The sequence below is a fragment of the Rhizobium sp. 2MFCol3.1 genome (genome assembly GCF_000377565.1).
Taxonomy (GTDB): domain Bacteria; phylum Pseudomonadota; class Alphaproteobacteria; order Rhizobiales; family Rhizobiaceae; genus Rhizobium.
On record NZ_KB898358.1, the window covers coordinates 1 to 20,391 of the forward strand.

Annotated in this window: 21 protein-coding genes, 1 tRNA gene and 1 pseudogene; 10 read left to right on the forward strand and 13 right to left on the reverse strand. The window is 62.6% G+C overall.

The window, feature by feature from the left end; all coding sequences use genetic code 11:
- The first annotated feature begins 197 nt into the window (after positions 1-197).
- Positions 198-274: transfer RNA gene (locus D460_RS0113430), tRNA-Met, on the forward strand.
- Positions 275-579: 305 nt separating this feature from the next.
- Here the strand turns inward: D460_RS0113430 and D460_RS0113435 are convergent.
- The 6 genes from D460_RS0113435 to D460_RS0113465 all read right to left on the reverse strand — a co-directional run bounded on the left by D460_RS0113435 (position 580) and on the right by D460_RS0113465 (position 7,665).
- Positions 580-1,797 carry an alpha/beta hydrolase gene (locus tag D460_RS0113435; protein ID WP_018899074.1) on the reverse strand — a complete coding sequence of 406 codons (1,218 nt, stop codon included), beginning with the start codon at positions 1,795-1,797 and terminating at the stop codon, positions 580-582.
- Between the two features lie 177 nt (positions 1,798-1,974).
- The gene (locus tag D460_RS0113440; protein WP_018899075.1) at positions 1,975-2,958 is read right to left on the reverse strand and encodes an oligopeptide/dipeptide ABC transporter ATP-binding protein; all 984 of its coding nucleotides are present in this window, start codon (positions 2,956-2,958) and stop codon (positions 1,975-1,977) included.
- Positions 2,951-3,958: an ABC transporter ATP-binding protein gene (locus D460_RS0113445; protein ID WP_018899076.1), complete on the reverse strand. Its 1,008-nt coding sequence runs from the start codon at positions 3,956-3,958 to the stop codon at positions 2,951-2,953. The genes D460_RS0113440 and D460_RS0113445 overlap by 8 nt, the downstream gene beginning before the upstream one ends.
- Positions 3,959-3,971: 13 nt before the next feature.
- A complete protein-coding gene (locus D460_RS0113450) occupies positions 3,972-4,889 on the reverse strand; it encodes an ABC transporter permease subunit (protein WP_018899077.1) in 918 nt (305 codons plus the stop codon).
- Positions 4,886-5,809 carry an ABC transporter permease subunit gene (locus D460_RS0113455; RefSeq protein ID WP_018899078.1) on the reverse strand — a complete coding sequence of 308 codons (924 nt, stop codon included), beginning with the start codon at positions 5,807-5,809 and terminating at the stop codon, positions 4,886-4,888. Before D460_RS0113455 ends, D460_RS0113450 begins: the two co-directional genes overlap by 4 nt.
- A gap of 275 nt (positions 5,810-6,084) precedes the next feature.
- Positions 6,085-7,665: a peptide ABC transporter substrate-binding protein gene (locus D460_RS0113465; protein ID WP_018899079.1), complete on the reverse strand. Its 1,581-nt coding sequence runs from the start codon at positions 7,663-7,665 to the stop codon at positions 6,085-6,087.
- A 487-nt stretch (positions 7,666-8,152) separates the two neighbouring features.
- On the opposite strand from D460_RS0113465, the gene D460_RS0113470 reads away from it, so the two are divergent.
- On the forward strand, positions 8,153-8,611 hold the full coding sequence (locus tag D460_RS0113470) for a GFA family protein (protein WP_018899080.1): 459 nt from the start codon (positions 8,153-8,155) through the stop codon (positions 8,609-8,611).
- Between the two features lie 100 nt (positions 8,612-8,711).
- Here D460_RS0113470 and D460_RS0113475 read toward each other — a convergent pair whose 3' ends face one another.
- From D460_RS0113475 to lepA, 3 genes are read right to left on the reverse strand one after another with little or no spacing between them, the layout of a single operon-like run.
- Positions 8,712-9,005: a CcdB family protein gene (locus D460_RS0113475; RefSeq protein ID WP_018899081.1), complete on the reverse strand. Its 294-nt coding sequence runs from the start codon at positions 9,003-9,005 to the stop codon at positions 8,712-8,714.
- On the reverse strand, positions 9,005-9,235 hold the full coding sequence (locus tag D460_RS0113480; protein WP_018899082.1) for a type II toxin-antitoxin system CcdA family antitoxin: 231 nt from the start codon (positions 9,233-9,235) through the stop codon (positions 9,005-9,007). The genes D460_RS0113475 and D460_RS0113480 overlap by 1 nt, the downstream gene beginning before the upstream one ends.
- 57 nt (positions 9,236-9,292) lie before the next feature.
- Complete coding sequence (gene lepA, locus D460_RS0113485) at positions 9,293-11,128, reverse strand: translation elongation factor 4 (RefSeq protein WP_026283110.1); 1,836 nt, start codon at positions 11,126-11,128, stop codon at positions 9,293-9,295.
- A 139-nt stretch (positions 11,129-11,267) separates the two neighbouring features.
- On the opposite strand from lepA, the gene D460_RS0113490 reads away from it, so the two are divergent.
- On the forward strand, positions 11,268-11,837 hold the full coding sequence (locus tag D460_RS0113490) for an XRE family transcriptional regulator (protein ID WP_018899084.1): 570 nt from the start codon (positions 11,268-11,270) through the stop codon (positions 11,835-11,837).
- An 18-nt stretch (positions 11,838-11,855) separates the two neighbouring features.
- Positions 11,856-12,374, forward strand: coding sequence for a GNAT family N-acetyltransferase (locus D460_RS0113495; protein WP_018899085.1), 519 nt, complete (start codon positions 11,856-11,858; stop codon positions 12,372-12,374).
- A 21-nt stretch (positions 12,375-12,395) separates the two neighbouring features.
- Here the strand turns inward: D460_RS0113495 and D460_RS0113500 are convergent, their stop codons facing one another.
- Positions 12,396-12,863 (reverse strand): truncated hemoglobin, encoded by a 468-nt coding sequence (locus D460_RS0113500; protein ID WP_018899086.1) that lies wholly within the window; start codon positions 12,861-12,863, stop codon positions 12,396-12,398.
- 614 nt (positions 12,864-13,477) lie between these two features.
- Here D460_RS0113500 and D460_RS36740 point away from each other — a divergent pair.
- From D460_RS36740 to D460_RS0113515, 4 genes and pseudogenes are all read left to right on the forward strand, one after another.
- Positions 13,478-13,636: pseudogene (locus D460_RS36740) on the forward strand (riboflavin biosynthesis protein RibD); the annotation flags it as partial.
- Between the two features lie 138 nt (positions 13,637-13,774).
- The gene (recF, locus tag D460_RS0113505) at positions 13,775-14,899 is read left to right on the forward strand and encodes a DNA replication/repair protein RecF (RefSeq protein ID WP_018899087.1); all 1,125 of its coding nucleotides are present in this window, start codon (positions 13,775-13,777) and stop codon (positions 14,897-14,899) included.
- Positions 14,896-15,723: a molybdopterin-synthase adenylyltransferase MoeB gene (locus D460_RS0113510; protein WP_018899088.1), complete on the forward strand. Its 828-nt coding sequence runs from the start codon at positions 14,896-14,898 to the stop codon at positions 15,721-15,723. The genes recF and D460_RS0113510 overlap by 4 nt, the downstream gene beginning before the upstream one ends.
- Positions 15,720-16,193, forward strand: a complete 474-nt coding sequence (locus D460_RS0113515; RefSeq protein ID WP_018899089.1) for a GNAT family N-acetyltransferase — start codon at positions 15,720-15,722, stop codon at positions 16,191-16,193. The genes D460_RS0113510 and D460_RS0113515 overlap by 4 nt, the downstream gene beginning before the upstream one ends.
- 9 nt (positions 16,194-16,202) lie before the next feature.
- On the opposite strand, the gene D460_RS0113520 is transcribed toward D460_RS0113515, so the two are convergent.
- On the reverse strand, positions 16,203-17,204 hold the full coding sequence (locus D460_RS0113520; RefSeq protein WP_018899090.1) for a D-glycerate dehydrogenase: 1,002 nt from the start codon (positions 17,202-17,204) through the stop codon (positions 16,203-16,205).
- 182 nt (positions 17,205-17,386) lie between these two features.
- Here D460_RS0113520 and D460_RS0113525 point away from each other — a divergent pair, with 182 nt between their 5' ends.
- Positions 17,387-17,926, forward strand: a complete 540-nt coding sequence (locus D460_RS0113525; protein ID WP_018899091.1) for an SH3 domain-containing protein — start codon at positions 17,387-17,389, stop codon at positions 17,924-17,926.
- A 69-nt stretch (positions 17,927-17,995) separates the two neighbouring features.
- On the opposite strand, the gene D460_RS0113530 is transcribed toward D460_RS0113525, so the two are convergent.
- Both D460_RS0113530 and D460_RS35940 read right to left on the reverse strand, forming a co-directional pair.
- Positions 17,996-18,988: an adenosine kinase gene (locus D460_RS0113530; protein WP_018899092.1), complete on the reverse strand. Its 993-nt coding sequence runs from the start codon at positions 18,986-18,988 to the stop codon at positions 17,996-17,998.
- A gap of 130 nt (positions 18,989-19,118) precedes the next feature.
- Positions 19,119-19,334, reverse strand: coding sequence for a hypothetical protein (locus tag D460_RS35940; protein WP_155947747.1), 216 nt, complete (start codon positions 19,332-19,334; stop codon positions 19,119-19,121).
- A gap of 82 nt (positions 19,335-19,416) precedes the next feature.
- Between D460_RS35940 and D460_RS0113540 the strand changes: the two genes are divergently transcribed.
- On the forward strand, positions 19,417-20,361 hold the full coding sequence (locus D460_RS0113540) for an AEC family transporter (protein WP_018899094.1): 945 nt from the start codon (positions 19,417-19,419) through the stop codon (positions 20,359-20,361).
- Positions 20,362-20,391 lie beyond the last annotated feature (30 nt).

Here is a 20,391-nt window from a genome sequence, read left to right on the forward strand (position 1 = left end):
CATACAGAATGAAACTTCGACGCACCTCAGCTATAATGGTGCGTCCCTTACAGGAACAAAACCCATAGGGTTTTGCTCCGGCACGACGACGGAAACGTCGTACGGGAGCAACCGCTTCGCAGTTGCCCCGGCAGAACGACAAACCGCTACGCGGTTCGTCGATGTTAGGATGAGGCGCAAGCGCCTCACCTTGAGGACGCGGGGTGGAGCAGCCCGGTAGCTCGTCAGGCTCATAACCTGAAGGCCGCAGGTTCAAATCCTGCCCCCGCAACCAATCTTCCTTTCCAGAACCTCAACCTTATCGCTAGCGCGAAGACTTCATCTTCGCTGGCGATCGTAGCTCGGCGTCATCAGGACTATCACCTGAACGCCGCACGACTGTTCAAAGTCCGGCAGGGCGCCTAAATTCCCTCAGAATGACATAACACAAGTACGAACGAAGCCCGCTTCACGCGGGCTTTTTGGCGTTTGCAGCACGCACATTGGCAACGCCGCACGAGGCGAGGCGATCGAGCAGGTCTTCAGCAGCAGACGAATCCTCTGGCTTCTGCTTCCGCCATCATGCCTAGCCGCCCCGCCTCACTGCGTCAGCTGCTGTTCCTTCAAATCGCCCTGCAGCGTCTGATCGGCCGTGGCCGGCTTCTTCTTCGGCGGATGCATCATCGGCGCTTCGATGATCGTCGCCGGCACGGCCACCGCGGTCGCGGCCACGGTACCGATATTGGTGACCGTCCCGCCGACCACCGCCGTGATGCCCTGTCCGAGAGTGACATTGCTGTCGGTGAGTGGCTGGCCGGTCATCAGGCGTTGGCCGATCAGCTGCACGATCTCGGGGCTCTCGGCGAATTTTCCGTGGTTCAGCCTGTCGTTGCTGTTGACCTTGGTGAGGTCGATCGCCGTGATGCCGGCCTCTTCCAGCTTGGTGCGATAGGGTTCGACCGTCGGGTCGATGGCGCCCAGGCGCGAAACGCGACCGGTGATGAAGCTTGAGAAGGCCAGAGCCCGGTCGTCCTGCGACACGAAGATCGTGAACTTCGGGCGCGGCGTGCCCATTTCGGCATATTGCTTGGCGAAGACCTGGATGTCGATGTCTGGCGAGGCCAGGATGACGTCGCGGATCTTGCTGTTCAGGTGCCCGTCGCGAATGCCCATCTGCCGCAGCGACTCCATCGTCAGCCACGTGCCCATGGAATGCGCGAGAATGGTGATGTCCTTGACGTTGGGATCGTTGACCAGTGTCCTCAGCGCCTGTTCCAGCGCCGTGCGCGAATAGTTGGTGCTTTCCTTGTCGTATTCGTAAGCGGTGATCTGCGCCCGCGACGGCCATGTGAAGAGGATCGGCGTCGCGTCCATCTTGCTGTCGTGGACGATCTGCGCCAGCCGGAAGACGGAATCCTCATACTTGTTGTTGAAGCCGTGGATGAAGACCAGCGCGTGGCCGTTATGCATGTGCTGGCTGAGCCAGGTACGCCCTTCCGGAACCGTGGCGATCTGCTGGACACCGGTGACCGCGAAGTCGGTGGCCGGGTTCGGCGGCAGGCGCTTTGGCCATTGCACGGTGCCAGACTTGCGGTTCGGCGGAATGGAGACTTCGACGGCCGTCAGCGACGGTTTGGGGCTGCGTTCGCCGTTAAACAGCGTCGCCGGATCGCCCGAGGGTTCGCGTGTGGTTGCGACCAACATGTCGACGCGGGTGGTGTTCGGCGTCGCCGCCGTCAGCGCCACGGGCGTCATCACGCCGCTTGGGTGGCCACAACTGGTCAGCAGCAGCATGACAACGAGAAACCGTACGCGCATGAACCCCTCCGGTCTGATGGACGCACCATAGAGCAACCGGCGCTGGAGGGAAGCCCGCAAGACTACGCAATGACCACAGTATGGTCCTTGAGCAGGTGATGATATGCGCGCTGTTGCAGGACGCACACGCTTTGCGGGAGGCAGGCGGCCACGATAATCGTCGTGGCCGCCCGGATATCAGCGCTCGATATGGTAGCAGGCGGCCGTCTGGCCGGGCCTGACCTCTTCGCTTGGTGGCATCTCGGTTCGACAGATGTCCGTCGCCTTCCAGCAGCGTGGTGAGAAGACGCAACCCTTTGGCGGGTTCAGCGGCGATGGTGGATCACCCTGCAGCCGGATGCGCTGGCGTCCGCGCGCCAGTTTCGGATCCGGGATTGGGGCTGCCGAAAACAGCGCCTGCGTATAGGGATGCGCCGGCTTGTCGAACACCGTCGCGCAATCGCCGGCTTCGACCACCTTCCCGAGATAGAGCACCAGTACATCGTCGGAGATCAGCCGCACGACCGAGAGATCGTGGCTGATGAAGATCAGCGTCAGGCCGAACTCCTTGCGCAGCTTGCGCAACAGCGTGATCACCTGGCCCTGGATCGACACGTCGAGGGCCGAGACAGGCTCGTCGCAGATGATCAGCTTCGGCCGCGTGATGACAGCCCGGGCAATGCCGATGCGCTGCGCCTGGCCGCCCGAGAACTCGTGCGGATATCGGTTGATCATCTCAGGCACGAGGCCGACGGCGGCCATGATCTCCTGCACCCGCTCGGCGCGCTGAGCGCGGTTGAGCTTCGGTTCGAACACCGTCAGCGGCTCGGCGATGATGTCGCCGACCGTCATGCGCGGGTCGAGCGATGCGATCGGATCCTGGAAGATGATCTGCATGTCGCGGCGTGCGGCCCGCATCTCCTCGTCCGAGAGGTCGAGCAGGTTGCGGCCCTGCCAGAGGATACGGCCCTTCTGCGCCTTCAGGAGTCTGAGGATCGAGCGCCCGAGGGTCGACTTGCCGCAGCCAGATTCCCCGACGATACCGAGCGTGCGGCCCTCGCTGAGATCGAAGCTGACATTGTTGACGGCAGTCAGCGTCAGCGGTGGCTTGAAGAAGCCCTTGGAGGGTACGTCGAATTGGGTCGTCAGGTTCTCGACCCTGAGAAGTGAACGTTCAGCCATTGGTCAGAACCTCCTCGAGGCGTGGAAAGGCATGGAAGCAGGCCGCGAGATGGCGCGGCGCCTGCACGTCGAGCCGTGGTGCGGCGTCGATGCAGTCGTTCTGCACGAGCGGACAGCGCGGCGAGAAGCTGCATCCTTTCGGCAGATGTTGCAGGTTCGGCGGCCTACCGGGAATGACGGCGAGCTGGTCGACATCCTGGTCCGGTCGCGGGATCGAGGCGTGGAGTGCCGCCGTATAAGGGTGCGCCGGGTTCTCGAAGAGCTCGCCCACCGGCGCTTCTTCGACGATGCGGCCCGCATACATGACAGCCACCCGGTCGGCGAGCCCGGCGACGACGCCGAGATCGTGGGTGATCATCACCAGCGCCGTGTTCATCTCGGCGGTCAGGTCGTTGAAGAGGTCGAGGATCTGCGCCTGGATCGTCACGTCGAGCGCAGTGGTCGGCTCGTCGGCGATCAGGAGCTTCGGCTTCGTCAGCAGCGCCATGGCAATCACGATGCGCTGGCGCATGCCGCCGGATAGCTCGTGCGGATAAAGGTTGAAGCGCCTGGATGGGTCGGGGATCCCAACGCGCTTCAGCATGTCGAGAGCTTCGGCCGAGGCCGCACGCGCGGTAAAGCCGCGATGCACTTCGAGCTGCTCCGTCAGCTGCCGGGAGATCCTGAGCGATGGATTGAGCGCGGTCATGGGGTCCTGGAACACCATGGCCATATCCTTGCCGCGCACATGGTCCAGCTCGCGCGGTTTCAGCGCCAGTACGTCGCGCCCTTCGAGAAGCGCCTGTCCGCTGGTCCGGCCGTTTTTCGCGAGCAAGCCCATGATGCCGAGAAAGGTCTGGCTCTTGCCGGAGCCGCTCTCGCCGACGATCGCGATGCGCTCGCCGCGCTTGACGGTGAGGTTCATGTTGGAAACGGCCTTCACCTCGCCCTCGGGCGTGCGAAAGCTGATCGAGTAGTCCTTCAATTCGAGAAGGGTGTCGTTCTTGATGTCTTTTTGCATGTCAGCGATCCCTTCAGCGGTCCCTTGGGTCGAATGCATCGCGCAGGCCGTCGCCGATAAACAGCAGGCTGAGCAGCAGGGCGACGAGGAAGCCGGCCGGGAAGACGAGCAGCCACGGCATGCTCTCCATGGCGTCGGTGCCTTCGGAGATCAGCGTTCCCAATGAGGTCAGAGGCTCCTGCACGCCGAAGCCGAGATAGGAGAGAAAGCTCTCCGTCGCGATGATTTCGGGCACGGTCAGCGCCGCGAAGATCACGACGGGGCCGACAAGATTGGGAATGATGTGCCGGGTAATGATCTTCAGCGGCTTCTGTCCCGAGGCGCGCGCCGCCTCGATGAATTCGCGCTGCTTGAGCGACAGCGTCTGCCCTCGCACGATGCGCGCCATCGTCAGCCACTCCAGCGCGCCGATCGCCGCGAAGAGCAGATAGACGTTACGGCCGAAGATCACCATCAGCAGGATGACGAAGAGGATGTAGGGGAAGGCGTACATGATGTCGACGAAGCGCATCATGACGGCATCCACGCGTCCGCCCATATAGCCGGAGATGGCGCCATAGAGCACGCCGATGACGACGGAGACAAGCGTCGCCGTCAGCGCCACGGCCAGCGAGACGCGGGTGCCGTAAAGCACGCGGGCAAGCAGGTCGCGGCCATTCGGGTCGGTCCCGAAATAATGCCCGTCGGCAAACGAAGGCGGTGCGCGGAAGGCGGCCCAATCCGGATCTTCGTAGCCGAAGGGAATGAGGTAGGGGCCGATAAAGGCGGCAAGCACGAGCAGGACAAGCACGATGATCGAGGCCACGGCCGCCTTGTTGCGACAGAGGCGGCGCAGCGCGTCGCGGGTGAGCGAACGGCTGACGGGGCTGAGACCCTCGGCCTCCAGCAGTTCAGCCGCGAGCAGCTCTCTCTTTGCGGGGTTGAGGATCATCGGTTTCTCACTTTCGGATCGAGCCAGGCATAGGCGATATCGACGAGAAGGTTCAGGAACACGATCAGCACCATGTAGAAGATGACCGTGCCGAGAACCATGCCGTAGTCGCGGTTCAATGCGGCGTTGACGAAGTAGCGGCCGATACCGGGCAGGCCGAAGACGCTTTCGACGACCAGCGAGCCGGTCAAGAGATAGCTGGCCGCCGGGCCGAGATAGGAAACGACGGGCATCATCGCCGGTCGCAGCGCATGGCGCATGACGGTCAGCCGCGGGCCGATGCCCTTGGCCTTGGCGGTGCGGATGAAGTTCTGGCCCATAACCTCGATCATCGAGCCGCGGGTGATGCGCGAGATGCGCCCGGCATGCGGCAGCGCCAGCACGACCACGGGCAGCACCAGGAATTTCAACGATCCATTACCCCAGCCGCCGACAGGCAGCCACTGCAGGTGAATACCGAAGACCAGCTGCAGGATCGGCGCGATCAGGAAGTTCGGCAGCACGACGCCCACCAGGATCAGCGCGCCCAGAATGTAATCCGGCGCCTTGTTCTGGTAGAGCGCCCCAAGACAGCCGACGGCGACACCGATGACGATCGCCAGCAGAAAGGCCGCGGTGCCGATGATGAAGGTGTAGGGCAGGCCGATCATGATCTGCTGCGCGACGGTGAAGTCTTCCGACGCGAAGGAGGGACCGAGATCGCCCTTCAGGAGATCACCGACATAATAGAGATATTGCAGGATCAGCGGCTTATCGAGATTGTAGTGGGCCGCCAGATTCTGGAGGATCACCGGTGGCAACGGCCTTTCGCCATCGAACGGCCCGCCTGGGGCCAATCTCAGAACGAAGAAGCAGGCTGTCACGGCGATCCACATAACGGGGATCGTCGACAGCAATCGACGGAATGCATAATTGATCATGGTGGTGACGGTCTTTCCTGCGCCGGGTCTTTCGCATCATCGTGATCAGTCGAAACTGGTTCGCGCGGATGCGAAGGCAATAGTGTGGGAAAATACCCCTCCCAACCCTCCCCACAAGGGGGAGGGCTTAACCCGGCCGATCCGCCGAAGCGGGATTGGGGCAGGGTTGGCGCGGCAGGTCTTCTCCCCCCTTGTGGGGGAGATGGCCGGCAGGCCAGAGAGGGTCTTTCTCAAGTTGCAATCACCCCCGGGCAGGGTGAAGACAATGCCTCTCTTTATTCCTTGATGGACAGCCAGCGGGTGCGGTGGATGTCCTGGATGTTGTCGACGAAGCCTTCGATCTTCGGCGAGACCACGTTCTTGGAAACGTAGTAGTAGATCGGCAGCGCGGCGCTGTCGTCGAGCGCGATCTGCTCGGCCTTCTTGAACATCTCCGCCCGCTTCGCCAGATCGGTTTCGGCATTGCCGTCCTTGATCAGCTTGTCGTAGTCGGCATTCGACCAGCGGCCATAATTGTTCGGAACGCCGGTCATCAGCAGGCTGAGGAAGTTGTCGGGGTCGTTGTAGTCGGCGAGCCAGCCGGCGCGGCCAACCTGCACGTCACCGCGCTGCAGCTGGTCGTAATGTACCTTGGTCTCGGCGTTGACGAGCTGGACGTTGACACCCAGCGGCTTCCACATGGCGGCGATCGCAACGGCGATGCGCTTGTGGTTGTCGTTGGTGTTGTACTTCAGCTCAAGCGTCAGCGGCTTGTCCGGTCCGAATCCGGCTTCGGTCAAGAGCTTCTTGGCCTCTTCGACCTTCTGCTTGTAGGGCTCGTCCTTCCAGGAGACGTAAGCCGGCTCGCCGTAATTGGCGGTGCCCGGCGGAACCCAGGAGTAGGCCGGCAGTTCGCCGGTGCCGAGGATCTGCGGTCCGATGACTTCGCGGTTGATCGCCATGGAGAGCGCCTGGCGCACGCGCTTGTCGGCGGTCGCGCCCTTCTGCGAGTTGATGACGTAGTAATAGAGGCCGGAGAACGGCGCGACATGCGCCTGGCCCGGCAGGTTCTTCTTCATCCACTCATACTGGTCGGTCGGGAAGTCGGTGAGGATGTCGAATTCGCCGGCGCGGTAGCGCTTCAGCGCGGCTTCCTGGTCTTCAAGCACGAAGAACTTGGCGCCATCGATCTTGACGTTCGCGGCATCCCAATACTTGTCGTTCTTCTTGGTCGTGACGTGCGAGCCCGGAACCCATTCCGTCGGCGTGTACGGACCATTGGTGACGATGTTGCCGATCTTCACCCAGTCGGCGCCCTTGGCGTCGATGACATGCTTCGGCAGCGGATAGGCCGTGTAGTGCATCAGTGCGTTGAGGAAGTAGGGGGTCGGGTTTTCAAGCGTGATCTCGAGCGTCTTGTCGTCGATCGCCTTGACGCCCAGCTGGCTGAAATCGGTGATCTCGCCCTTGTTGATCTTCTCGGCGTTCTTGATGGTGAACTGCAGATAGGCGTAGTCGGCGGCGTTCTTCGGGTCCATCAGGCGCTGGAAGGCGAACACGAAGTCGCCTGCGGTCACCGGCTGGCCGTCGGACCACTGGATGCCGTCGCGCAGCTTGAATGTATAGACCTTGCGGTCGTCCGAGATCGTCCAGCTCGCGGCCTGGCCGGCGACAGGATTGTCATGCGCGTCCTCGGTCACCAGACCTTCGAAGATGTCGCCGGCAATGCGGTTTTCCCAGTCGCCGGAGAGCTTCTGCGGATCCAGCGATTGTGGGTCGCCGCCATTGTGGATGTTGATCGTCGCCGCATGGGCGGAGAATGCCAGCAGCGAGCCAAGCACTGCGGAGGCAAGAAATTTCTTCGTGGGGAAGTTCATGTGGGGGCCCACCTTTCTAGGCTTTTAGCGCCTTTTATTCGTCGTTGTTCCCTTGGTGACCTGTTACGTGCAAGTCAACGCGCAACCTATCGTAAAGGTCGGCCGTTGCAAGCCCCAAAACGAAAGCTGCGAATAGCGGGGAAAACCGGTCGAAAACGACGCCAATTAGCCGGTTAAATGTCGATATATCGCGCCAGGCATAGCCTTCGGGGCGAAGGATTGCCCGCTTGTTGGCCGGAGCCTAAATGAACATATAAACAATCAGTGATTGAAAATGCATTCGCGCCGGTCAACGCACCCGTGGGTACGGATATGTCGCGGGCGCGACAGATTATTGCGCATTTTCAATGAGGCAGGACGGGCGATCCGAGGGCAGCCATCTCGTCCCGCAGGTTGAGAGTTCATCACAAAGCGCATTTATTCGACCGATCCTCTTCATCTCCGCCCGCCGGGCGCTATCATCTCAATCGGAATCAGGGAGATAGAGATGAGCCAGTTGAATTTGCCGAGCGAGGGCGGCTGCCGCTGCGGTCGCGTGCGATTGAAGATCAGCGCCAAGCCGCTTTTGACCATGGCTTGCCACTGCACCGGCTGCCAGACCATGTCCTCAAGCGCTTATTCGCTGAGCGCGGCGATCCCCTCCGAAGGCTTCGAGATCACCAGCGGCGAACCCGTCATCGGCGGCCTGCACGGCGCCATGTCGCACCACTATTTCTGCCCGCACTGCATGACCTGGATGTTCACGAAAACGGAGGGCATGGAGTGGTTCGTCAACCTGCGCCCGACCATGCTCGACGACGCCAGCTGGTTCACACCCTTCATCGAGACATGGACCCGCGAGAAGCTCGCCTTCGCCGCAACCGGCGCTGTGCACAGCTATGAGGCGCTGCCGGAGATGCAGGATTACGAAAAGCTGACGAAGGATTATATGGAGAGGAACGCCTAGAGCATGTCGCGCAAAAGCGCGAAGCGGTTTTGCGATAACGACATGCGACAAAACAAGGACCTAAAGCGCAAGGAGCGAATCTGAAAGATCGCGACGCGCTTTAGAAGCCCTGGAAGAGGAAATCGAGCGCCGCGGTGATGTCGTCGCTTCGTGAGGAGAGATCGGCAATCTCAGCGCGGATCTCCGATAAAGGAATAGACGCCATGCGCTCGGTGGACATCAGATAATTCCTGCCGTTCACCACGAAGACCGGGTTTAGCCTGGACATGACGTTGACAACCTGGCTGGCAACGACGAGCGGAATCATGACACGCGTGTTAAGCCGATAGAGCAGGTTCGACTGCACATCGAGAGCATAGTCGCTGCCCACTTCATAGACGCGAAAGCGCGCCATTAGAATGTGCGGTACTTGGCGAAGGGCAGCCCATGCTTCTCGACGTAGGCGTTCGCTTCATCGATCGCGTCAGCGTTCTCGATCAGCCAAAGCCGTTCGCGCTCGCTCTTGATGGCGCGCCTGAGGCCGTCTTCGGCGGCCTTGGAAACATTGAGGTTCAGTTCGCGCGCCTGCGAGACGAGCTCGCTGTCGAGCGACAGGTTGGCGGCCTTGCGACGGGTCTGAGGCATGATCGGTCTCCTGATATGCGCATATGATATGCGCATATCAGGCAGAAGCAAAGAGCCTCAGTCGTCCTTCATCTTCAGTGCGGCAATGAAGGCTTCCTGCGGAATGTCGACCTTGCCGAACTGCCGCATGCGCTTCTTGCCTTCCTTCTGCTTGTCGAGCAGCTTGCGCTTGCGCGATGCGTCTCCGCCGTAGCACTTGGCCGTCACGTCCTTGCGCATCGCCGAGATCGTCTCGCGGGCGATCACGTTGCCGCCGATCGCCGCCTGGATCGGGATCTTGAACATGTGCCTGGGGATCAGGTCCTTCAGCTTCTCGCACATGTCGCGTCCACGCTTTTCGGCAGCCGTGCGGTGCACCAGCATGGAGAGCGCATCGACCGGCTCGCCATTGACCATGATCGACATCTTCACGAGGTTGCCCTCGCGGTAATCGGCCAGGTGATAGTCGAACGAGGCATAACCCTTGGAGATCGACTTCAGGCGGTCGTAGAAATCGAACACCACTTCGTTGAGCGGCAGCTCGTAGGTGAGCATGGCGCGCTTGCCGACATAGGTGAGTTCCGTCTGGATACCGCGACGGTCCTGACAGAGCTTCAGGATACCACCGAGATAATCATCCGGCGTCAGGATGGTCGCCTTGATCCAGGGTTCGCGGATCTCGGAAATCTTGACGACATCAGGCATGTCGGCCGGGTTGTGCAGCTCGCGCTCCGAACCATCGGTCATCGTCAGCTGATAGACGACCGAAGGGGCGGTGGCGATCAGATCGAGATCGAACTCGCGCTCCAGACGCTCCTGGATGATCTCGAGATGCAGCAGGCCGAGGAAGCCGCAGCGGAAACCGAAGCCGAGCGCGGCCGAGCTTTCCATTTCGAACGAGAACGACGCGTCGTTGAGGCGCAGCTTGCCCATGGCAGCGCGCAGATCTTCGAAGTCGGCCGCATCGACAGGGAAGAGACCGCAGAACACGACAGGCTGCGCCGGCTTGAAGCCCGGCAGCGCCGTCGCCGTCGGCTTCTTGTCCTCGGTGATGGTATCGCCGACGCGGGTGTCCGCCACTTCCTTGATCGAGCCGGTGAAGAAGCCGATCTCGCCCGGGCCGAGTGAATCAACCGCCAGCATCTTCGGCGTCAGCACGCCGACGCGCTCGACCTGATACTTGGCGTCCGTGCCCATCATACGGATGGTCATGCCCTTGGAGAGCACGCCGTCGAGGATGCGCACCAGAACCATGACGCCGAGGTAGGTATCGTACCAGCTGTCGACGAGCAGCGCCTTCAGCGGACCCTTCTCGCCGGCTTCGCTCTTCGGCGCCGGCAGCTGGTGCACGATCGCCTCCAGCACATCGGGAATGCCGAGACCGGTCTTCGCCGAAATCAGCACGGCCTGGGAGGCGTCGATGCCGATCACTTCCTCGATCTGTTCCTTGATTCGGTCGGGCTCGGCCGCCGGCAGGTCGATCTTGTTGAGGACCGTGACGAGTTCGTGGTTGTTGTCGATCGCCTGGTAGACGTTGGCGAGCGTCTGCGCCTCGACGCCCTGGGAGGCGTCGACGACGAGCAGCGAGCCCTCGCAGGCGGACAGCGAACGCGACACTTCATAGGCGAAGTCGACGTGGCCGGGCGTGTCGATCAGGTTCAGGATATAGGTTTCGCCGTCATTGGCCTTGTAGTGCAGGCGAACGGTCTGTGCCTTGATGGTGATGCCGCGCTCGCGCTCGATATCCATCGAATCCAGCACCTGCTCCGACATGTCGCGCTCGGCAAGGCCGCCGGTCGACTGAATCAGGCGGTCGGCCAGCGTCGACTTGCCGTGGTCGATATGGGCCACGATCGAGAAGTTGCGGATATGGTCGAGGGGCGTGCGGGTCGAATTGGTGCTCATGCGCCGCATATAGCAGCGCATCCCCTTGCCGCAAAGCGGAAAAGCAGGGTTTCGTTTACGATAAGTCGCGCTGTCGCGCGGCGAAAATAGCGCTTGATTCCAGGATTGAACCATGCATTTCTATTATAGTGGAAATATGGATCGGATAATGGAACAGGAACTCGAAACCGCGATCGGCGTCAGGATTCGCAGGTTAAGAACCGACAGAAACCTGAAGCTCGACGATCTCGCCACCGCCTCGGGAGTCAGTCGGGCGATGATCTCGCGCATCGAGCGCGGCGAGGCGAGTCCGACCGCAACCCTGCTCGCCCGCGTCTGCGCCGCACTCGGCCTGTCGCTGTCTGCCTTCTTTGCGGAGGAGGGCGAGGCCGCGCCGCTGCTGCGCCGGCAAGACCAGCAGGTCTGGCGCGATCCGGAAACCGGCTACATCAGGCGCGCCGTCTCGCCGCCTGGCACCACGTCGGATGTCGATATCGTCGATGTCGAATTCCCGGCCGGCGCCCGCGTCAGTTTCCCTCCGCATGCGGCGGCCAGCGGCATGACCCAGCATATCTGGATGTTCGATGGCGAAATGGAGATGACGACCGGCGACAACACCGTGCATCGCCTGCTTCCTGGCGATTGCCTGTTCATGCCCGTGGCCGAAGGCCATGTCTTTCATAATCCCGGCCCCGCGCCGGCCCGCTATTGCGTCGTGCTCGACCGCCGCCGCCATTAATCGATCTCAGGAGCCCCCATGACCACCATCCGCCTGCTCGACGCGACAGAGGCGCGCGCCGCGATACCCGATCTTTGCGATGTGCTCGTCGATTGTGTCGATGGCGGCGCCTCCGTCGGCTTCATGCAACCCTATACGCGTGAAGATGCGGAACCCTACTGGCGGACCGTCGCCGAGAGCGTCGCCACGGGCGCCACCCTGCTTTTCGTCGCGGAGGTTGAAGGCAGGGTGCTCGGCACCGTGCAGATCGGCGCCGCCCAGATGCCGAACCAGCCGCACCGCGCCGACTTGAAGAAGCTCCTCGTCCACCGCGCCGCCCGCGGCAAGGGCCTCGCGCGCCTCCTGATGCGCGCTGCCGAAGAGGAAGCAGCGCGCCGCGACAAGACCATTCTCGTGCTGGATACTGCGACCGGCAGCGATGCCGAGGCGATCTATCCGCGATTGGGCTGGGAGCGCGTCGGCGTCATCCCGGATTACGCCCTCTGGCCGGAAGGCGGCTTCTGCGCCTCGACCTTCTTCTACAAGCGCATCGCCTGATTTCGGGCCGGCCCGGCGATCTCAGCCCTTCTTCAGCCTGGGATCGTCTAGCGCAGGATTGTAGAACAGCGACAGCGTCAGGCTCCGGGCAATCCGCTCGGCCGTCGCCATGAACCAGGCCTTTGCCTCTTCGGAGGGGGCGATATCGTCGAGCGTCGCGGAAAACAGCGCCAGCCATTGCGGAAAGAGATCCGGCGTCATGTTGGCCACGCCGACATGCGCCTGCACCGGCTTGCCGCCGTAAGCGCCGCTGCGAAAGGCGACGGAGGACCAGAAGCTCTTCATCTTCTCCATATGCTCCGGCCACCGCCCGGAAAGCCTGGCGTCGAACACCGGCCCCAGCGCGGGATGCGCAAGCACGCGCCCATAAAACGTCTCGACCAGCCGATCGATAAACGCCGCATCGACCCCCATGCCCGCCATCTCCGCCTCGGCCCGCTCCCGGATCGCCGCCGAATGCGCCGCTCGTCCCTGTATCTCGCTATCCATCGCAAAATCCGTTCCGCCGCGTTCCTGCGGCACGCCTCATATAAGCGCTCGCCCGCTGCCGCGAAAGCCGCTGCGACGCAATGCCCTCGCCGTGAATGATGCGGCTCCTCCAGCGAGGGGATGTCGGAGATGATGCGACCATTGACGATCAACCACTTACGCAAAATCCAGGCGCTGATTTTCCCCGCCTCGAAAATCCCGCCCTACACTATCTGCGTCCCGTCATCGGATACACCGGCAGGCGTGCCGGCGAGGCGGGATCGGCGCGGAGCGTGAGGGTGAGACGCAAAACCTCATGACCCGGGTCTGCGGAAAATGGTCTCCCTCCGGTGACGGCGGTTTCCCTCGCAAGAGGGGCCGAGTTGAGCCCGGACGTGCCTGTGAGGCACACATGGTCTCGCCGCGAAGTTGGGCGAGAAGGCAGAGAGATCGAAGTCGCGGATAAAAACCGCCGAACGGGGCGCTGGGAAGCGCCATATTCTATTTACTCAATCGAGGTGATTTCCAGCGCCCCGTCCGAGTGAAGATTGGAATGGTGGAGACACGGCCTTCCGGGCGGCGTGGGGTTTTGGTGTGTCTTTGAGGATGTGATGATCGCGAGGCTGTGCCGTGTGTTACCCCCCTCTGTCCTGCCGGACATCTCCCCCACAAGGGGGGAGATCGACTCGTGGCATGCTCCCCATCCAAACGTTGATGTCGGAGCGAGTGGCCGCGCCCAGCCAATCTCCCCACCTGTGGGGGAGATGCCCGGCAGGGCAGAGGGGGGTATCCCACGGCACGACGCTCAATACCTTACCGCCACACTGCAGGTCGCTAAACATCCACTCCTCGCAACTCGCCGAAGCTCCCCCCACCCTTGCCATCCGCGCCCATAGCGCTTAGCTCTCAGCCGTCACGAATCCGGATAAAGCATGCCCCACAAGGTTTCCCTGTCCCGTCTCAAGCTCACCGACTTTCGCAATTATGCGTCGGCCGGTTTGCAGCTGGATGGCCGGCATGTGGTGTTGGTGGGGGATAACGGCGCCGGCAAGACCAATCTGATGGAGGCGGTGTCGTTTCTGTCGCCGGGTCGGGGCATGCGCCGCGCCACCTATGGCGATGTCACCCGCGTCGGCGCCCATGGCGGCTTTACGATCTTCGCGGCCCTCGACGGTATGGATGGCGAGGTCGAGATTGGCACCGGCGTCGACGGCAACGACGAGAGCACGTCGCGGCGGCTCCGCATCAACGGTACGCCGGCCAAGACCGCCGACGAACTCACCGATCACCTGCGCCTTCTCTGGCTGACGCCCTCGATGGACGGCCTCTTCACCGGCGGCTCGTCCGAGCGTCGCCGCTTCCTCGATCGCCTCGTGCTGTCGCTCGATCCCGCCCATGGCCGCCGCGCCAGCGATTTCGAGCGCGCCATGCGCAGCCGCAACAAGCTGCTCGACGAGCGCCGCTTCGATCCCTCCTGGCTGTCGGGCATCGAGGAGCAGATGGCAACGCTCGGCATCGCCATGGCCATGGCCCGCCAGGAGATGCTGGGCCTCCTCGTCCGCCTCATCGAGGAAACGCGCGAGACCTCGCCATTCCCCTCGGCCTCGCTCGATCTCGCCGGCTTCATGGATGGCCAGTTCGATCGCCCCGCCGTCGATCTAGAGGACGAATACGCCGCACAACTCGCCGAAAGCCGCTATCGCGACGCCGCCGCCGGCCGCACGCTCGAGGGCCCGCACCGCGCCGACCTGCTCGTCCGCCACCGCGACAAGCGCATGGAAGCGGCGCGTTGCTCAACCGGCGAGCAGAAGGCGCTGTTGGTTGGCCTCATCATGGCCCACGCCCGTCTCGTCGCCAATCTCACCGGCCATGCGCCGATCCTGCTGCTCGACGAGATCGCCGCCCATCTCGATGAAAACAGGCGCGCAGCACTTTTCGATCTGATCGACGCGCTCGGCGGTCAGGCCTTCATGACCGGCACCGATCGGTCGATGTTCGCAGCGCTCGGCGATCGGGCGCAGTTTTTCACCGTTGCCGATGGAAAGATATTCGAATGACCGACACTTTCCCCGCCGCCAAGGGCCATGCTAGCATCGCGCCCATGGAACCGTTGAGCCCGGAAGAAATCGCCCGCTACCAGCGCCACATCCTGCTGCCGGAGATCGGCGGCGCCGGCCAGCAGAAGCTGAAGGCAGCGCGTGTGCTTGTCATCGGCGCCGGCGGCCTCGGCGCTCCCATCCTGCAATATCTGGCGGCAGCCGGCGTCGGCACGCTCGGGATTTCGGACGATGACCGGGTGTCGCTCTCCAATCTGCAGCGCCAGGTCATCCACGATTCCGGCACGATCGGCGAATTGAAGACGGAAAGTGCGGCCTTCGCCATCGCAAGGCTCAATCCGCATGTCCGCGTCATCCGCTTCGAGGAGCGCTTCTCCGCAGATAGCGCCCGCCGCCATCTCTCCGGCTTCGATCTTGTCATCGACGGCTCGGATAATTTCGACACGCGCTACACCGCGGCCGATGCCGCCGAAACGGCTCAGTTGCCGCTGGTAACCGGCGCCGTCGGCCGGTTCGATGGCTCGGTCACCGTTCTGAAGCCCTACGAGACAACAGCCGATGGCGTGCTCAACCCCACCTATCGCGACCTCTTCCCGGAAAAGCCGCCGGAGGGCCTGATCCCGGTTTGCGCCGAGACCGGCGTCATCGGCGCGCTCACTGGCGTCATCGGCACGCTGATGGCGATGGAAGCGATCAAGCTCATAACCGGCACCGGCGAACCGCTGGTCGGCCGCCTGCTGCTCTACGATGCGCTTGCGGCGCGCTTCGACACCATCCGCTACAAGCGTCGGCGCGCCCGACAGAGCCAAAGCCAGGCATCGTGACCATCCTTCGCCTCGGTGCCGGTTTCTCCCGTTGGGACGAGCTTCTCGCGCTCATCCTGTCGTCCTTCGCTTACATGAACGACCGCATCGACCCGCCATCCTCGGCGCTCGGATTGACGGTGCAATCGCTGGCCGCCAAGGCGCAAGCCGAGATCGCCTATGTCGTCATCGAAGAGGGTGCGCTTGTCGGCTGCATCTTCCTGCGGCCCGAGGCGGATTGCCTTTATGTCGGCAAGCTGGCGGTGGCGCCGGCTGCGGAACGGCGCGGCATTGGCCGGAAACTGCTTGGCATCGCCGAGGACACGGCACGCGCACTTTCGCTGCCGGCGTTGCGGTTGGAAACGCGCATCGAGCTCACCGAAAATCATGCCGTCTTCGGCCGTTGGGGTTTTGAGAAGACCGCCGAGAACGCCCATCCGGGCTTCACCCGCGTCACCTCGATCGAGATGCGTAAGCGCCTGCCGGTTTAGAGCTTTGGCTTAACGCCCCGGCAGCACCCGGTTCGGCGGGCGGTGGCCGTCCATGAAGGCGCGGATGTTGATGATCACCTTGTCGCCCATGTCGATGCGGCCCTCGATCGTCGCCGAGCTCATATGCGGCAGAAGAACCACCTTGCCCTCGTTGGCGAGCTTGATCAGCTTCGGATTGACCGCGGGCTCGTTCTCGAACACGTCGAGCCCGGCGCCGGCGAGCTTGCCTTCCCTGAGCGACTTGATCAGCGCCGCCTCGTCGATCACGTCGCCGCGGGCGGTGTTGACGAGATAGGCCGTCGGCTGCAGCAGCGCCAGGCGCCGTGCCGAGAGCAGATGGAAGGTCGCCGGCGTCGACGGGCAGTTGACCGAGACGATGTCGACGCGCGCCAGCATCTGGTCGAGGCTTTCCCAGTAGGTCGCCTCAAGCTCGTCTTCCGTCGTCGCCGTCACACGTTTGCGGTTGTGATAGTGAATGGAGAGGCCGAAGGCCTTGGCGCGGCGGGCAACGGCGGTGCCGATCCGGCCCATGCCGACAATGCCGATCCGCTTGCCATGGATGCGCCGTCCGAGCATCCAGGTGGGCGACCATCCGGCCCATTCGCCGGGCCGGTCGGTCAGCACACGCGCACCTTCGCCCAGCCGGCGCGGCACGGCGAGGATCAGCGCCATCGTCATGTCGGCTGTATCCTCGGTCAGCACGTTCGGTGTGTTGGTGACGGTGATGCCCTTGCGGGCGGCAGCCTCCACGTCGATGTGATCGGTGCCGTTGGAGAAGCTGGCGATCAGCTTCAGCTGCGGCCCCGCCTCGTCGATCAGCGCCGCGTCGATCCGGTCGGTCACCGTCGGCACCAGCACGTCGGCGGTCTTCATCGCAGCGGCGAGCTGTGCTGCGGTGCGCGGCGTGTCGTCGATATTGAGCTCTGCGTCGAACAATTCGCGCATGCGCGTTTCGACGGCATCCGGCAGCTTGCGGGTAATGTAGACCTTCGTTTTTTTCTTTGTCGTCATATCCTGGAGCTGCTGCCTTGTTCAGAGGTCCTTAACCAAGACGCGGGATAATTTTCCCGTTCCGGGGAATTTCTACCAGACCCGTACGCGAAGACAAACAAAACTCGTTGAGCGTGCGTGGAATGTCGAGGTCCGGAAATCAGGCGGAGGAACCGCCTGGGTCATAGCGAACGGAAATCGTCATGCGCAGCACAGTCCTTAAATCATGCCTCGCCCTCGCGTTGGGCTTTGTGCTTTCGGCCGGCACCGCCGAGCTTGGCTATGCCCAGGCGGCGAAGGGTCCGAGCGGCCTGCCGCTGCCGCGCTTCGTCACGCTGAAATCCAAGCGCGTCAACCTGCGCATCGGCCCCGGCACCGATTATGCCGCGTCGTGGATGTATCTGAAAGCCGGCCTGCCGGTCGAAATCATCCAGGAATATGACAACTGGCGCCAGGTGCGCGATGCCGATGGCACCGAGGGCTGGGTCAACCAGTCGCTGCTGTCTGGTTCCCGCGCCGCCATCGCCGCCCCCTGGATGAAGGGCAAGGGCAAGAGCGTCTTCGTCAACGTGCGCCGCGAGGCCCAGCCTTCCGCGACCGTCGTCGCCAAGCTGGAGCCCGGTGTGATGATGAACATCGGCGAATGCACCGGCGACTGGTGCCTCGCCAAGATCGACGGCGCCGAAGGTTGGGTGGCACAGTCGGAAATCTGGGGCGCCTATCCCGGAGAGGCCTTCAAATAAGAGAAGCCTTCAACGGATTGAAGGCTTCCAGATAAGTCAGAGGCAGGTACGCCAGAGGTAAGTCAGGCCTTAGACGAGACCCGCCTGCTTGCCGGCCTCAGCGAGCGACTTCATCGGACGCGGTCCGATCTGCTGGATGACGATACCGGCCGCCAGGCAGCCGAGCTTGCCGCAATCCTCGAGCGTCCGCCCCTGCGTGTAGCCGTAGAGGAAGCCCGCCGCGAACAGATCGCCGGCGCCGGTCGTGTCGACAAGCTCCTTGATCTCGATGGCGCTGACATAGAAGCGCTCGCTGCCCTTCAAGATGACGGCGCCCTCTTCGCTCATCGTTACCGCGGCGATCTTGCAATCCTGCGCGATCTTGACGAGCGCCTCTTCGAAATCCTCGGTCTCGTAGAGCGCCAGTGCTTCCTGCTTGTTGGCGAAAACGATGTCGACGGTGCCCGAGCGCATCAGGTCGAGAAACTCGTCGCGATAGCGGCCGACGCAGAAGCTGTCGGAAAGCGTCATCGACATTTCGCGGCCGTTCTCATGGGCGATGCGGGCGCAATCGCGGATCGCTTCCTTGGCGCGCGGCGGATCCCAGAGATAGCCTTCGAAATAGGTGACCTTCGACTGTGCCACGACCTCGGGCTCGACATCCTCCGGTCCGAGCTCGACGCAGGCGCCGAGATAGGTGTTCATCGAGCGCTCGCCGTCCTCGGTCACGAAGATCATCGAGCGGGCGGTCGGCGGGAACTTGCCCTTTGGCTGCGTCTGGTAGTGCACGCCCTGGGCGCGGATGTCATGCGCGAAGATCTCGCCGAGCTGGTCTTCGGCAACCTTGCCGAAATAGGCAGCCTTGCCGCCGAAATTGGCGATACCGGCCGCCGTGTTGCCGGCGCTGCCGCCCGAGGCTTCCAGCGCCGGGCCCATGTGGTTGTAGAGCAGTTCGGCGCGCTCGGCATCGATCAGGTTCATCGCTGCCTTGGTGATCTTGTGATCAATGAGGAACTGGTCGTCGCAACGCGCGATAATATCGACGATGGCGTTGCCGACAGTCAGTACATCGAATTTGGTCATGAAATGGGAGGTCCCGGTTTTGGTGATAGCCGGTAGTCGGTCTTATCGGATTTTCAGCCCATGGGAAGCAGAAATGCCGGATCTGCGGCCAATCCTTTCGCAAAAATGCCGCGCGGACGTCATTCGCCTGTCATTTTGCCTGGCTATATCTCTCATCAACAAGATCGGCATGGACGGCTTTAGGGCAGTCGCCGATCGAGAAGGGCCCGACAGATAAAGTCATGCCCTTCGACGATACCGGTGCGACGCTGACCACGGATGAACTGGCAGCATGACCAACCGGCAATCCGGCAGGACCGGATGCGGAAAAGCGGGCCGAACCCCGCTTTTTTTGCGTTTGCGCCATGGCCGATGTCATTCCGGTTTGTCAGCGCGAACGGTTTGCTGTTAGACCTTTGATATTCCATGCAATAGGCAATCCGTCCCCGATGTCCGCCATCTTTCTCGACGTTCTTCCCATCTTCGTGATGATCCTCATCGGCTGGCTGATCGTCAAAGTGGGATTGATGAAGGCCGAGGTCGGCGATGCGCTGAGCGACTTCGTCTTCAAGATCGCCGTGCCGTTGCTGCTCTTCCGCACCATCGCCGAGGCGGACTTCAAGGGCGCCTCGCCATTTAGGCTCTGGATCGCCTACTTCTCCGGCGTCGCCATCACCTGGACCGCCGCCCATATCGCTGCCACGCGTTTCTTCGGCCGCGACGACCGGATCGGCGTGCTCGCCGGCGTGTCGTCGGCTTTTGCCAACACCATCTTCATCGGCCTGCCGCTCGTTCAGCGCACCGTCGGCGACAAGGGCCTCGTGCCGCTGTCGATCCTGATCGCCGTGCACCTGCCTGTCATGATGATCATCGGCACCATTCTGATGGAGCGCGCCGAGCACAAGATCGCCGGTGGGCCCGGCCGCAGCATCGTCGCGGTGCTGCGCCAGATCGCCAGCAATCTCGTTCGCAATCCGCTCGTCATCGGGCTCGCCGGCGGCGCCCTCATGCATCTGCTCGGCTGGACGATGCCGATGCCTGTGGAACTCGTGGTCGATCAGATCGCCGGCGTGTCCGGCCCCGTCGCCCTCATCTCGCTCGGCATGGCGCTGCAGCAATACGGCACCTCGGGCAATGTCGGCATCGCCAGCGTCACCTCCGCCTTCAAGCTGCTGCTCTTGCCTGCCTGCGTTTGGACCACCAGCCACCTGCTCGGTCTCGAAAGCGATTGGACGGCCGCACTCGTCCTGATCTCGGCGGTTCCGACAGGCGTCAACGCCTGGCTGATCGCCAACCGCTTCGGCGTCGGCCACAGCTTGGCCGCCTCGACGATCACGCTGACGACCGCGCTCGGCGCCATCACCGTGTCCTTCTGGGCCTACCTGCTCGGATAATCGAGATACCTGAAACGAAAAAGCCCGGCG

What these genes read in the sequence shown, in the direction of transcription:
- D460_RS0113480 (WP_018899082.1), bottom strand. Translation starts at nt 9,235, where the DNA reads ATGCCTCAGACCCGTCGCAAGGCCGCCAACCTGTCGCTCGACAGCGAG.
- D460_RS0113495 (WP_018899085.1), top strand. Translation starts at nt 11,856, where the DNA reads ATGACCACCATCCGCCTGCTCGACGCGACAGAGGCGCGCGCCGCGATA.
- D460_RS0113475 (WP_018899081.1), bottom strand. Translation starts at nt 9,005, where the DNA reads ATGGCGCGCTTTCGCGTCTATGAAGTGGGCAGCGACTATGCTCTCGAT.
- D460_RS0113520 (WP_018899090.1), bottom strand. Translation starts at nt 17,204, where the DNA reads ATGACGACAAAGAAAAAAACGAAGGTCTACATTACCCGCAAGCTGCCG.
- D460_RS0113455 (WP_018899078.1), bottom strand. Translation starts at nt 5,809, where the DNA reads ATGATCAATTATGCATTCCGTCGATTGCTGTCGACGATCCCCGTTATG.
- D460_RS0113465 (WP_018899079.1), bottom strand. Translation starts at nt 7,665, where the DNA reads ATGAACTTCCCCACGAAGAAATTTCTTGCCTCCGCAGTGCTTGGCTCG.
- lepA (WP_026283110.1), bottom strand. Translation starts at nt 11,128, where the DNA reads ATGCGGCGCATGAGCACCAATTCGACCCGCACGCCCCTCGACCATATC.
- D460_RS0113540 (WP_018899094.1), top strand. Translation starts at nt 19,417, where the DNA reads ATGTCCGCCATCTTTCTCGACGTTCTTCCCATCTTCGTGATGATCCTC.
- D460_RS0113470 (WP_018899080.1), top strand. Translation starts at nt 8,153, where the DNA reads ATGAGCCAGTTGAATTTGCCGAGCGAGGGCGGCTGCCGCTGCGGTCGC.
- D460_RS0113490 (WP_018899084.1), top strand. Translation starts at nt 11,268, where the DNA reads ATGGAACAGGAACTCGAAACCGCGATCGGCGTCAGGATTCGCAGGTTA.
- D460_RS0113530 (WP_018899092.1), bottom strand. Translation starts at nt 18,988, where the DNA reads ATGACCAAATTCGATGTACTGACTGTCGGCAACGCCATCGTCGATATT.
- D460_RS0113450 (WP_018899077.1), bottom strand. Translation starts at nt 4,889, where the DNA reads ATGATCCTCAACCCCGCAAAGAGAGAGCTGCTCGCGGCTGAACTGCTG.
- recF (WP_018899087.1), top strand. Translation starts at nt 13,775, where the DNA reads ATGCCCCACAAGGTTTCCCTGTCCCGTCTCAAGCTCACCGACTTTCGC.
- D460_RS0113440 (WP_018899075.1), bottom strand. Translation starts at nt 2,958, where the DNA reads ATGGCTGAACGTTCACTTCTCAGGGTCGAGAACCTGACGACCCAATTC.
- D460_RS0113510 (WP_018899088.1), top strand. Translation starts at nt 14,896, where the DNA reads ATGACCGACACTTTCCCCGCCGCCAAGGGCCATGCTAGCATCGCGCCC.
- D460_RS0113525 (WP_018899091.1), top strand. Translation starts at nt 17,387, where the DNA reads ATGCGCAGCACAGTCCTTAAATCATGCCTCGCCCTCGCGTTGGGCTTT.
- D460_RS0113500 (WP_018899086.1), bottom strand. Translation starts at nt 12,863, where the DNA reads ATGGATAGCGAGATACAGGGACGAGCGGCGCATTCGGCGGCGATCCGG.
- D460_RS35940 (WP_155947747.1), bottom strand. Translation starts at nt 19,334, where the DNA reads ATGGCGCAAACGCAAAAAAAGCGGGGTTCGGCCCGCTTTTCCGCATCC.
- D460_RS0113445 (WP_018899076.1), bottom strand. Translation starts at nt 3,958, where the DNA reads ATGCAAAAAGACATCAAGAACGACACCCTTCTCGAATTGAAGGACTAC.
- D460_RS0113435 (WP_018899074.1), bottom strand. Translation starts at nt 1,797, where the DNA reads ATGCGCGTACGGTTTCTCGTTGTCATGCTGCTGCTGACCAGTTGTGGC.